The sequence below is a fragment of the Bacillus cereus group sp. BfR-BA-01331 genome (assembly GCF_022663915.1).
In the GTDB taxonomy this organism is placed as follows: Bacteria; Bacillota; Bacilli; order Bacillales; family Bacillaceae_G; genus Bacillus_A; species Bacillus_A mycoides.
On record NZ_JAKUGJ010000004.1, the window covers coordinates 370,483 to 383,594 of the forward strand.

Below are 13,112 nucleotides of genomic sequence, written 5' to 3' on the forward strand. Positions count from 1 at the left end.
TCATATCTATAGCCAAAAAATCTATATAAAATTAGAATTAAAATTACTTAACTTTTGGGTTACCTTATGAAAGTCCTTATTCAAAAAAGAGTGAATACCCATATGGGTATTTACTCTTTTTTAAAACATCTTACCTTTCACCTACACTATTATTCATATCGAAGACAATCAATTGGGTCCAATTTAGCTGCTTTATTTGCTGGAAGTATACCAGAGGCAATACCAATCAATATAGATATTCCAACAGATAGTAGACCGAGATTTACGGAAATAACGAGTGGCCATCCACCAGTGATTGCCGCTACCCAAGCAAAGATAATACCTAATCCAAAACCAATTACTCCGCCCAATGCTGTTAAAATACAAGCTTCAATGAGAAATTGCATTAATATTTTCCTTCTCGTTGCGCCAAGTGCTTTTCGAACACCTATTTCACGCGTACGCTCTGTAACAGATACAAGCATGATATTCATTACACCAATACCACCTACGATTAAAGAAATCCCAGCGATACTAGCGAATACCATTTTCATCATTTGGGCATTTTCTTCAAACCCTTGCCTATATGTTCCCGTATCCACTACTGTAAATGGATGCTCAAATTCCGGTGATTTCAATTCATTTAATACAGATACAGCTTGTTTCCCTACTTCTTCACGATCATTAGCAGAAGATAATTTAATTTTCACTGATTCGTATTCCTCGATTCCTGAAATCAACATTGCATTGTCAATCGATGTATATCCTTCATACACTTTAAATGGCCGCGCAAAACTCCCCTCATTTTTGTACGCTCCAACAATCTTGTATGGTTTTCCTTTTATGTCTATATATAAATCATCTTTCCAAGTACCAAATAGCTTTGTAAATAAATCTTCATGGAGAATGACTACAGGGATTGGTTTTTTTAGTTCATCCTCTGTTAACTCACGCCCATGTACAATTTTCATTTTACGGTCCTGCATAAAATTACCTGTTCCCACAGCCAAACTAAAAGCAACATCTTGCGACCCTGTATATGCTTTTATGGACATGTATACCTGTGGATACACATCCTTTACACCTGGTATCACTTGTAATTGCTTTACCATATCTGGTGTAATTTTCGCTTTCTCTAGTGGGAAATCCGGATTGTTATACTCTATATCCATTTCATCCATATGGTTGTTTTCTTCAAACTCTTTTTGCATCTTTGCGGTTTGTCCATCACCCATTGCAAGAATCGTAATAATCGCACTGATTCCAACAATAATTCCCAGCATCGTTAAAATGGATCGCATTTTATGTGTAAAGATAGAAGCTATAGCCATACGTATATTTTCATTTATATTCAAATTTATTCTCTCCAATCCTGAACAACGATTCCATCACGAATGACAATTCGACGCGCTGCGGCTTCCCCTATTTCACGATCGTGGGTAATCATAATAATAGTTGATCCCTGTTTGTTTAATTCGTAAAATAGATTTACAATTTGTTCACTTGTTTTCGTATCTAGTGCACCTGTTGGTTCATCTGCCAAAATAAATTTCGGGTTATTTACAATTGCGCGTGCGACTGCAACACGCTGTTTTTGACCACCTGACAATTCATTTGGAAGATGGGTAGCGCGATCAGCTAAACCGACTTTTGTTAAAGCCGCTAACGAACGCTCACGTCTTTCTTTTTTATCGACTCCTGCATAAATAAGCGGTAATTCAACGTTTTGTAGCGCTGTAAGTCTTGGAAGTAACATGAAGTTTTGGAACACGAATCCAATCTCTTTATTTCGAACATGTGCGAGTTCTGTTTCAGACATGTTTGAAATATTTTGACCAGCTAATTCATACGTACCCGCCGTGGGCTTATCTAAGCAACCGATAATATTCATTAATGTAGATTTACCAGAACCAGACGGTCCCATGATAGAAGTAAAATCTCCTTGATTCAGCGTTACATCAATCCCGTGTAATATTTGAATGGATTCTGAACCATTTTGGAAAGATTTTGTGATTCCTTGTAAGTTAATCATTGAGCGACAACCTCCATACCATCTTTTAGATTTACAGTAGGTGTAGAGATAATTTGCTCTCCTTTTTTCACTCCTGAAACTTTCGCTTCACTACCTGTTTCAAATTCAACCGTAACAACTTGCTCTTTTGCTTTTCCGTCTTTTACTACGTAAACAACCGTTTTATCTCCTTTTTTCAAGATGCTAGTTTTTGGAACGATTGTGCCTGTTGCTTCGCCAGATTTACTCATTACATATACGTGGAAACCATTTTGTAATCCTTCACTATTATCTAATGTGACAGTGAATGGATAATTAGAAACTGTTTTGTTTTCATCCATACTCATTAGTGGTGTAGAGCCGATTTCTGTTACTTTTCCTGTCCAAGTCTTACCGGCAACCACTTTTGATGAAACCGTTACTTCTTGCCCAACTTTCATATTAGTAAGCTCATATTCAGACAGTTGACCTTTTACTTTAAAGGGGCCAGCGTGACGAAGTGTAATGCCGTTCATACCGGATTTCTCATCTGCAATTTTCACAATATCGTCAATTACTCCATCGGCCGGGCTTGTTACAGAAAGAGTATTTAATTTCTCTTTTGCTGCTTTAATCATTTCATCAGCTTTTTCTACCTCAAACTTTTTCATTTCAAGTTGTGGTTCTAATTGTTGAACTTCGATTTCTGATGCTTTTAACGCTTCCTCAGGAAGACCAGCGTTTTTATCTTTTTTTAGTTTCTGCTTCGCTGCATCAATTTGTTTCTGATGCAATGTTACTTCTTTTTGTGCAATTTTCTTTTGCATTTCCGCTTCTGTTACACCTTGTTTAGTAATAGGGTCATTATATTTAAAAAGAAGCTGTCCTTTTTTTACTTCATCACCTTTTTTAGCAGCTAATTCATCCGTACCTTTTGTTGGATCAAATGAAATTATTTCTATACCATTTGGGATAACTTCGCCACCTAATTTTTGCTCATTCTCTATTTGTTTTTCTGTCACTTCATATGTTTTATAAGTTTTAACTGGTTCAGATTCTCCTGCAAATGTCATATACGACCCGACTCCTAAACCAATTGTGATCACACCAACGATGACTAGTTTTTTTGCTTTCTTCATATCATAATATCCTCACTTTTTCATGTGTTTTACTTTTAGAAACTGTACGTCCTTTTCTTTAATAATTTTTGAACGTTTTTGAAAATGATATATAAAGCCCCGTACATACTATGTACTAATATAAAAAGCCCCACTTTTTCATTACTAGTTCCTCCTTGACCTAACATACATATAGGATAGAAAAAACTAATTAAATAAAAAGTGGGGTAAACATTAAATTTTTATTAAATTCTTGAACTCTCTTCTTTTGGCAATCTCACTTCAAATATTGTTCTCATTACATTACTCTCAGCAGAAATCTTCCCATTATGTTGCTCAATAATATTTCTAGCAATATATAATCCAAGGCCCGTACTGTTTTTATGGACTGTTCTTGCTTTATCACCTGTATAAAACATATCGAAAAGATAGGGCAAATCTTCTTCTGGAATGCTTTCTCCATAATTAACAATCTGTACAACAACATCTCCATCTTCAATATATCCATTCATATCAATAAAGTGTCCTTTATTTCCGTATCGAACCGCATTTGTTACAAGATTTTCAAATACACGAGCTAGCAAATTCCCATCACCATTAATAAATAAATGAGGTTCAATATTTGATCTCACCTCTAATTGATTCTTTTCCAGTAATGGGTATAATTCCTCATCTAGCTGAATGAGTAATTCACGTATATTAATGGATTCTTTATCTAATTTTTGTACGCCATAATTCATTCGTGTGATTTCAAACAACTCATCAATTAAACTTTCAAGTCGTTGTGATTTTGCAAATGCAATTGTAGAATAATATTCAATCTGTTCCTTCGTTAAATTCTCCTGTTTGAGAATTAAATCTAAATAACCAAGCACAGATGTCAATGGCGTTCTTAAATCATGGGCTAAGTTTACAACAAGCTGATCTTTACTACTTTCAGCGAAGTCGCCTCTTTCAACCGCCTCTTTTAATTTTTCACTCGCTATATTAATTTCACGTGCAATATCGCCAAATTCATCATTTGATGAAATATAAACCTTATTTGCAAAATCTCCTTTAGCCAGATGATGAATGCCATTAGAAATTTCATCAAAATACTTTAAATATTGTTTTGTTAAAAAGAAAAAAAACAAAGTAGATAGTAGGGCGACGGAAATAAAAGAAAGATAAATATTTCCTCTAACCAGAAGTAAAATGTGTATATAATCTTCATGACTAAACCTCATTCTTAAACAGAAACCTACTATTTTAACAAGTATATATGTAACACCAGCTGCTAACACCATACTTAGTGCAAACAAAGCAATCATTTTAAAACGAAAACTTCTCATCATGTTAGCCATTGAAAGTATAACCTACCCCCCATACCGTTTTTATTAACTTATTCTTTCTTGTATCCTCCCCAATTTTTTTTCGTAAAGTACGAATATGTACCGCAACTGTACTTCCACCATCGTAATAATCATCCGCCCACACTTGCTGAAGGATATTTTCCACACTGTATACCTTTTTCGGATGGCTCACTAATAAATATAAAATATCAAACTCTTTTGGGGTTAATTCAATTTGTTCTCCGTATACATTTAGCTTTCGTTGCTCAAGATTAATAACCACTCCGCCTACTTCTAAAACGGATTTGTTCTCCTCTACTTTCGGTTGATTTAACGTAAGAAATCGACGTAATTGTGCATTTACACGCGCAACTAATTCAATTGGGGCAAAAGGCTTTGTCATATAATCATCCGCACCTAGTACAAGACCTGTCACCTTATCAAAATCAGATGTTTTCGCGCTTAGAAAAATGATTGGCATATTATGCTTCACACGAATTTGTCGCGTTACTTCATAACCATCCATTTTTGGCATCATAATATCTAAAATAACTAAATCAATTGGTTGCGATTGAATAATAAGAACAGCTTCTTCTCCATCAGTAGCTTTCACAACATGATAACCTTCTTTTTCTAAATGTATCCCAATTAATTCAGCAATTTCCACCTCATCATCCGCTATTAAAATTGAAATCTGCTTCATTTTGCTCTTCCCCTCATTCCTTTTTCATACGTCCAATTTTAAACTAGTCTATTTTGTTTATATCATCTTAAAAGAACATTATTATGAGATCATTACTTTTTAGAGATAATCTCGAGTACTATATTTCTTCTGCATTTTTTTGCATGTTTATGTTTTGTTAACTTTGCAACACCCTCTACGATTTCACATTTTATGGTAGAAAATGCAGAAAAACTAACAAAAATACAGTATATCAGAGATAATAATTATATAGCACAACAGATTTTACAGTAGGATCCCTTCATCTCAAGCCTAGCTAAGTGACCGTTAGTTTCACAAATAACTAACTCCCTTTCATTATATCAATATATTTTGTACCCTTACTTATATTTCAACATAAAAACCGCTCCACTACTAGTGAAACGGTTTTTCCTTTATTTATTTTTATGCGTTCACTTCAGTTTTTTGTTCCTTTACTACACTACGTTTGAAAGCAGTCGCTAAAATAATCATCATACTTACCGCACCAATCCAAACGAGTACAGTAAGAGGTGTACTCCAGCTTAACCCTTTTCCAAAGAAGAATATTTCTCTCAGTCCTTCAATCATAAATCGCATTGGTAACCAGGAGTAAATCCAGTCTTGATAAAATGGAGACATCATTTCAGGCGCTAGCGCCAATAGCGGTGCACCAAAGAAAAGTAACAGTGCAAATAACCCGATTCCCTTTAAACCAACTAATGACAGCACCGCAGAAATCATTAAGAAGAAACAAAAAGAAGTAATGGATAAGAACAAAGCCGTATCCGTGAAATTCGGGATATTTAATCCTACCATTCCATCAGCTATCCATGTAAGACCAAATCCAATTACAAGTGTAGCAATTGCTCCTGTTACTATTTGCTTTAGTTTCAATACGAAGTTCTCTTTTCTTGTATCCACTTGCGTTTTACTTATCGCAATAAAGATAATTGCTGCACTCGCTAAACTTGCAATCCATAACGGCTGGAATAAAGACATTGGCGAGTTACCGTTCGCACTATTTTTGCCGATTTCATTCACATTTGTCACTTTCTTCGTAATAGGTGTTACTACATTTGAAACTTGGTCTGCTGTTAATGTAGCTCCTTTTGCCTTCAATCCTTCTAATAGTTGTGTACGAACAGTATTGTTCATATTATCAACTACTCCATTTAACATTTGCCCCGCCATAGTTGATGCCGCTGTATTCATTCCTTGATTGATGAATATTTCTACCTCTGGCGAAGATGGCTGTGGTGTTCGTAATGATGCTTGTTTTGTGCTAAAGTCTTTCGGAATAACCAATGCTGCATAATATTCTTGATTATTTAAGCCTTTTTGAACTGCTTCTTTATTTTGCACTTCTACCCACTTTACCGCAGGTTCTTCCTCTGATTTTGATGTCTTTTTCATATTATCAACAATCGTTTGCCCCATATTCATCTTCGGTTGATTCGGAATTTCTACTCCTTGATCCTCATTTACAATTGCAATTGGTAAGTTTTTCGGCTTAGGTTGAACGGTTGGAAATAATGTTAATGAAAAAATAAAAACAACAAGTAGTGCAATAACTGGAGATAACAATAAAAGTTTGTTTTTTAACATTTTCTTTTCTCCTCCTTTAATTTGATTTATAATAACCAACAACGTGTTGTTTATTTATATTTGAATTATATGTTCGAGTTGAACCTTATACAATAATCAAAAATCGTGAATGTGTCGGTTATAAGACACATCCTTGAAATGTGTTGGCTAAAATTAAGGAGGGACATACTTTGCGCGATAGTAATTTAGATTTACGTGTTATTCGTACGAAAACTGCCATACGAAATGCATTAGTGGAATTAATTGAGGAAAAAGGTTTTGACGCCATTACAGTGAAAGATATTACTACGAAAGCAAACATAAATCGTGGTACATTTTATACACATTACCAAGATAAATTTGATTTAATGACAAAATGCCAAGAAGAAATTATGTATGAATTTTCTAGCATTGCTAAACAGAGATTACCGGAAGTTATTGCTGATCTTGGATCAAGCCCTTCCCCAACAATGCCATTTATACTTATAGCTTCTATTCTTGAATTTCTAAATGAAAATAGTGATTTTATGAAAGCTGTACTAAGCCCAAAAGGAGATTTATCTTTCCAAACGAAACTGAAAGACTTTATGTGGAAAACACTATTTGAAGATACGAATGGTCCTCTCATTAATAAGGAGAATTTACTTGTCCCAAGCCAATACTTAGCTTCTTATATGGCATCTGCTCATATAGGTGTCATTCAACAATGGTTAAATAATGGACAAAAAGAAACACCTGAGGAGATTGCTCGTATTTTATCAACAATCGCAGTTCATGGACCTTTTTATGCGGCTGGTTTAAAGAAATAAGTCCGCTATATAATAAAAGATCATCCACTATAATAGCGGATGATCTTTTATTTCATTACAACACTTCAATATACCCTTCTGTTCCATGTACCCGAATTCGCTGTCCGTCTTTTATTCGTTTCGTAGCATTCTCTACTCCGACAACTGCTGGTAATCCATATTCACGTGCAATAACTGCTCCATGTGTCATCAGTCCGCCAACTTCGGTGACTAACCCTTTTATAGACACAAACAATGGTGTCCATCCAGGGTCAGTAAAGGCAGTAACTAATATATCTCCATCTTCTAAATTCGCATCTTCCATGTTTAAAATAACGCGAGCTCTCCCCTCAATCACTCCTGAAGAAACGGGCAAACCTACAATCGCGTCAGCCGGGAGATTTTCTCGTTTGTACTTCCCAGTAATGATTTCTCCATCAGACGTGATAACACGCGGAGGCGTTAGTTTTTCATATAATTTGTACTCATTTTTCCGTTTATGAATAACCACGTAATCTAGTTTATTCGTAAGGACAACTTCGTGAAGTTCTTCAAAAGTTAGATAGTATATATCTTCTACTTCATCAATAACGTTATTTTGCACGAGTTGCTCAGCTTCTTTCAATATTGCCTGCTTATATATGAAATAGCGATTAATCATGCCGTATTTTGGGTATTCACGATAACCGATACATTTGCGGATGTTACGAATCATTCGCTTCGTTTCTTCTACTTTTTGTTTACCATCCTGCAAGTGCTGTAATCGATTTAATAACTCTTCTTCTTTTTTCAAAGCTTCTTGCAGTCCTTCTTCAAACTTCCGCTTACTCGCCCCCGCTTCAAAGTCTCTTATATTATTTAAAATCATCGGGATAATTGTAGTTGACTTTTCACTCCAGCGTGTTTTCGTAATGTCGATTTCTCCGCTGCATCTCATTCCGTATTTATTTAGAAAAGTTAGAAGGGCATCTCGAGCTTTTTCTCCGCCTTTAAATTGAACTAATTCATCTAAAAAGTTATCATTTTCTACATGTTGTAAATACGCAATAACTTCTGGATATGGCCGAATCACATCAGCAACATCGAGTAATGCTAAACCCATTTCTGACGTAATATTGTTTTGTACAGATAGCGAAAGTATGTCTGCTACATTTTTTTCACCTAGCCATTGCTCCATCTTTTCATTAATCCATGATGAAGCGTCCATACCTGCCATAATGACGGCTATACTTTGCGGGTTGAATAATACTGTTCTTAATTGCTGGATGTCTTCCAAAATAAAATCAAATACATCCATCCCTGATTTCGTTTGAATATTTCGTTTTAACTCTTCAAGTGATGCTTGACTAGTCTTTATTAAATTCGTAACGATTGCCGGATCGTTTTCGATTTGTGGTTGCGAGCTTGCAGGTGGTCCACTTTTACCAACACTCTTTTCTTTTTTATCATCTGGTAACAATTTAATAAAATCATCTCGCTCGACTACAGTTGTTAATGCATCTCGTATGAGCGGATCAGATTTTCCTAAAGTGTTTATTAAGAAATCTCTGCTAGCAGGTGAAGCTAATCTTTGTGTAGCATCAACAAATAGCCTGCCCCCCGCTTTACGCATAGGAGCACTAGTCGTTAACAGGAAAAAAGATAATCCTAGTGGTTTCATCGCATCGGTCATCATTTGCTGATGACCAACCGATATATACACATGATTTTCCTGATCATTTGCTTCTGGAATTGGATATAAAGTCGTTATCGGCCTGCTTTGGACAATATAAAATGTATCATCAACTAAACACCATTCAATATCTTGCGGACAACCAAAATAAGCTTCAATCTGCCTTCCGATGCGTGCTAGTTGTATTATTTGTTGTTCCGTAAGTGTTTGAATCTTTTGCTGAGCCGGCTCAATCTGCCCTGTCTCTGTTCCGCCCTCTTTTAAAGCATAGATAGCTAATTTTTTAGTTGCAATCATCTTTCCGGTGATTTCGCCTTCTTTTACTTTATAATTATCAGCACATACTAAGCCAGAGACTAAAGCCTCACCAAGCCCAAAACTGGCATCAATTGATAGCACCTTTCGGTTAGAAGTAATTGGATCAGCAGTAAATAAAATGCCCGAAGCCTGCGGGAAAACCATTCTTTGAACGACAACACATATAGAAACTTGATTATGTTCAAAATCATTTTGCATCCGGTAAATGACTGCTCGCTCTGTAAATAAAGACGCCCAGCACTTTCTTACATGCTGCAAAATCGCTTCTTTTCCGATTATATTTAAATACGTATCTTGTTGACCAGCAAACGAGGCATATGGTAAATCTTCAGCAGTAGCACTAGAACGCACGGCATACGCATGTTCATTTCCAAAACGTGAGAGATAATAAGCCGCAGCTTCCACTACATCAGAAGGAATTTCTACTTTCATAATCGTTTCTCTAATCTTCTTACTGATTTCACCAATTTGAGCCCGCTCTTCCATTTTTAACTTTGTTAGCTGCTGCAACAAAGTTTGAAGCTCTTCATTTTGCTCGATAGCCTTTTCATAGCCTACCGTTGTAACACAAAAACCTTCTGGCACTTGTATCCCTTGAATGTTGGATAACTCTCCTAAATTCAATCCTTTTCCACCGACAAGCGAAAGCTGCGTTTTTTCTATTTCCTGAAAATCGAGAACGAAAGAACTCATTCGGCACCTCTCCTTACTGTTCATGTGCTATTGATTGTAGCAGTAGTAAATGAGAATAAACAGTCTATTTCGAACGTGATTTACATGATATAATTAAGTTAGGAAGAGATATTTCCCCCTCTAATTCACCTCAATTACATCACCAAGCTTAAACATTCTTTTATTATGAAAAACATCCGTAATCCGTACAAGTAATCGTCTCATTTATTGGATTAATATCAACTACTGTTATGTAATTTTTATATAGATAGCAATCCTTATAATATGTAAGTAAAATCTCTTCTTCACCTAAATATGAAATTAACAGCTTATTTTCAATCCTTTCTTTTGCATCTTGCGTTACGATTGGACGTGGGACTTTCATTTGTTCACTTATAATTTCTTTAATAACTGCGAACTGTTCTGGCATACTGGCCGTTCGTTATCAAGACCTACATTGTAAAAAGTCATAAAAAATAAAGGGCGATACATATTAGTCATGACTAATATGTATCGCCCTTTTACTTCATGTTCAATTTCAAACGAATAAAGCCATTAATATTAAATCTTGATAGCCATCATCCAATTTTACACCCTTTGCTTTTCTACCCTCTTCAAAAAATCCTAGATTCTTATATAACTGGATTGCACCTAAATTATCTTCCATTACCTCAAGGCAAACCTTTTCAATCTTACTGTTATTTTTAGCCCAATTGATTAACGTTTCTAGAAGAGCTCTTCCAATACCATAATTTCGATATTCAGGTAGTATGGTCATCGCAAAAGCCCCTTGATGACTAATTTTTTCTTTGTTTCCGTTCTTAAAATCTATTGTACCGACTAACTTACCATCAACTTCAGCAATAAACTGTACATAATTTGGATTTTTATGATAAGCTTTTAACGTTTTTTGAATAGCATCAACACTCATCTTTTTTACATCCTCAACCGTACTTAACATGTATGGAGCGTTTGTTAAAGCCTTTGAAGCAGAATTTAGCATTCTTTCTGCATCCTGTTCTTTAGCTTCTCTAATTATTACTGTTTTTCCATCCTTAGATTTATAAGTAAAAACATTAGTTGATAATATATTACACACACCCTTTCGGAATATAATTAATCGGATTTTTTAACTATTCCACAATTCTTAAGTAAGGGAAAGTCGTGTCACCTTTTTCTGCAATTGCTCTCCTTTAACTTAATAACAATTATTTCAAATATTTTTAATTTTAACAAGATTTTATTCCGTTATATGACCCGTTTGTTGAACAAGTAGGAAACGGATTGCCCTCAGATTTTTTTATAGACTTCTGCATAAGCAAATTTTAACTGCTCACGTAGTTCTTTATTTTCCTCATCTAATTTCTTAATTTTACGTTTTAATGAAGTAATAATGGCGTCCTTATTGTTTTCATCCGTTTCCCGTTTAATTTGCTTTTGGGTAGAAACTTGGGCTTGTTGCTGACGTAAGGATTCAATCCGTTCACGCATTCCGGTATTCTTGTAGAACGTTGCTTTAGCAACACCTGCCTCACTTGCTACGCTATTAAAATTGATGTTCTGATTAGCTCGCACGGGTTACTCGCAAACAAATGGATACTTGCGGTCATATCCATGAAAAACTCATCTATTCCGTTGTCAATATTATTTCTCACTTAAATACACTATTTGAATTTTTAAGTATAACTTCATTTTAAAAGGTCAGGTGTTTAAAGAGCAGTAATAGCATTCGAAATTTACGTACACTTTGCAAAAAATGTCACGTTCTATGTGCAGATCACTTAAACTCTTTAAAGAGCGGAGTAATAACAACTGATTGACGTCGATATTTTTAGGAAGTAGACTAACTATTAACGATATTCTTTTTACTTACTAAAAAAGAATGATTCAAAATTCAATTTATGTTATGTACTTATAAAAAAGATTTGATATACGATATGGGTATATAAACCCATGCAGTATTAAAATAAAAATACACCTTCAATAAATGAAGGTGTATTTTTTCATTTCTATCGCTTTTAAATGAGTTATTACATTGGTTAATTTGATTTATAAATATTAAAACCTCATTTGAGACTTGTATAAAGATCAAAATAGTAACCTAAAATGCATTTAATTAATGCCTAATCCTGCACTTGCATAACCCGTAATAGTATTAACAAGTGAAATACCAGAAGCTGTGGCAGAAAAAACTAATAAAAGCCTTGTTGCTGGGGTTACCGGAATATTCAATCCTGTTATTATCCCAGATGATATAGTTCCTAGAGATAATGCACCCGTTAAAGGGGGGGCTAAAGTAACTATTGCCCCTGGAATCGGGCTAAAAGTATTATCTGGGGTAGTTGACTGATACAATTGCGCAGTTAATGTCACTGTCGTACCAACCAAGCTTAATGCGACAGTAATACTAAAATATGCTGCTAACGAAGTAATGGTACCACTACGCGGCATTGAAAATGCAAAATTTATAATGGGTCCTAATGCCGTACCAGTCAAATCAATATTCCCACCAACAAGCGATATACCTGTTGCTGAATTCCCAAATCCAACTAAACTTGTTGTCCCTATCAGTCCACCCACAATTGTAGTCAGAATTACCGGACCACCAGAAGCAAATGGTATAATCGCTCCGCTTCCTGTTGAACCGGTACTTCCGGTTGCTCCCGTTCCTCCCGTTGGTCCTGTACTTCCGGTTGTTCCCGTTCCTCCCGTTGGTCCTGTACTTCCGGTTGTTCCCGTTCCTCCTGTTGAACCCGTACTTCCGATTGCTCCCGTTCCTCCTGTTGAACCCGTACTTCCCGTTGCTCCCGTTGGTCCTGTACTTCCGGTTGCTCCCGTATCTCCTGTCGGTCCTGTATTTCCGGTTGCTCCCGCTCCTGTTGGACCCGTACTTCCCGTTGCTCCCGCTCCTGTTGGACCCGTACTTCCCGTTGCTCCCGCTCCTGTTGGACCCGTAC

The 13,112-nt window shown here is 35.7% G+C and carries 10 protein-coding genes and 2 pseudogenes; 1 reads left to right on the forward strand and 11 read right to left on the reverse strand.

The window, feature by feature from the left end:
• Positions 1-149: 149 nt before the first annotated feature.
• From MR155_RS10770 to MR155_RS10795, 6 genes are all read right to left on the reverse strand, one after another.
• Positions 150-1,334, reverse strand: a complete 1,185-nt coding sequence (locus MR155_RS10770; protein ID WP_242309673.1) for an ABC transporter permease — start codon at positions 1,332-1,334, stop codon at positions 150-152.
• A gap of 2 nt (positions 1,335-1,336) precedes the next feature.
• A complete protein-coding gene (locus tag MR155_RS10775; RefSeq protein ID WP_242309675.1) occupies positions 1,337-2,011 on the reverse strand; it encodes an ABC transporter ATP-binding protein in 675 nt (224 codons plus the stop codon).
• Positions 2,008-3,108 carry an efflux RND transporter periplasmic adaptor subunit gene (locus MR155_RS10780; RefSeq protein WP_242309677.1) on the reverse strand — a complete coding sequence of 367 codons (1,101 nt, stop codon included), beginning with the start codon at positions 3,106-3,108 and terminating at the stop codon, positions 2,008-2,010. Before MR155_RS10780 ends, MR155_RS10775 begins: the two co-directional genes overlap by 4 nt.
• A 224-nt stretch (positions 3,109-3,332) precedes the next feature.
• A complete protein-coding gene (locus tag MR155_RS10785; RefSeq protein WP_242309679.1) occupies positions 3,333-4,430 on the reverse strand; it encodes a HAMP domain-containing sensor histidine kinase in 1,098 nt (365 codons plus the stop codon).
• Positions 4,423-5,121 (reverse strand): response regulator transcription factor, encoded by a 699-nt coding sequence (locus MR155_RS10790; protein ID WP_107886650.1) that lies wholly within the window; start codon positions 5,119-5,121, stop codon positions 4,423-4,425. The genes MR155_RS10785 and MR155_RS10790 overlap by 8 nt, the downstream gene beginning before the upstream one ends.
• A gap of 423 nt (positions 5,122-5,544) precedes the next feature.
• Positions 5,545-6,726, reverse strand: a complete 1,182-nt coding sequence (locus MR155_RS10795) for a YhgE/Pip domain-containing protein (protein WP_242309681.1) — start codon at positions 6,724-6,726, stop codon at positions 5,545-5,547.
• A gap of 170 nt (positions 6,727-6,896) precedes the next feature.
• On the opposite strand from MR155_RS10795, the gene MR155_RS10800 reads away from it, so the two are divergent.
• Positions 6,897-7,514 carry a TetR/AcrR family transcriptional regulator gene (locus MR155_RS10800; RefSeq protein ID WP_002084688.1) on the forward strand — a complete coding sequence of 206 codons (618 nt, stop codon included), beginning with the start codon at positions 6,897-6,899 and terminating at the stop codon, positions 7,512-7,514.
• A gap of 55 nt (positions 7,515-7,569) precedes the next feature.
• On the opposite strand, the gene ppsA is transcribed toward MR155_RS10800, so the two are convergent.
• The 5 genes and pseudogenes from ppsA to MR155_RS10825 form a co-directional block, all read right to left on the reverse strand.
• The gene (ppsA, locus tag MR155_RS10805) at positions 7,570-10,176 is read right to left on the reverse strand and encodes a phosphoenolpyruvate synthase (protein WP_242309683.1); all 2,607 of its coding nucleotides are present in this window, start codon (positions 10,174-10,176) and stop codon (positions 7,570-7,572) included.
• Between the two features lie 120 nt (positions 10,177-10,296).
• Positions 10,297-10,585, reverse strand: a pseudogene (locus MR155_RS10810) (YolD-like family protein).
• Between the two features lie 108 nt (positions 10,586-10,693).
• The gene (locus MR155_RS10815; protein ID WP_113935828.1) at positions 10,694-11,254 is read right to left on the reverse strand and encodes a GNAT family N-acetyltransferase; all 561 of its coding nucleotides are present in this window, start codon (positions 11,252-11,254) and stop codon (positions 10,694-10,696) included.
• A 191-nt stretch (positions 11,255-11,445) separates the two neighbouring features.
• A pseudogene (locus tag MR155_RS10820) lies at positions 11,446-11,730 on the reverse strand (DUF6262 family protein); the annotation flags it as partial.
• A 537-nt stretch (positions 11,731-12,267) separates the two neighbouring features.
• On the reverse strand, positions 12,268-13,112 hold an 845-nt coding region (locus tag MR155_RS10825; RefSeq protein WP_277958650.1), incomplete at its 5' end, for an exosporium glycoprotein BclB-related protein.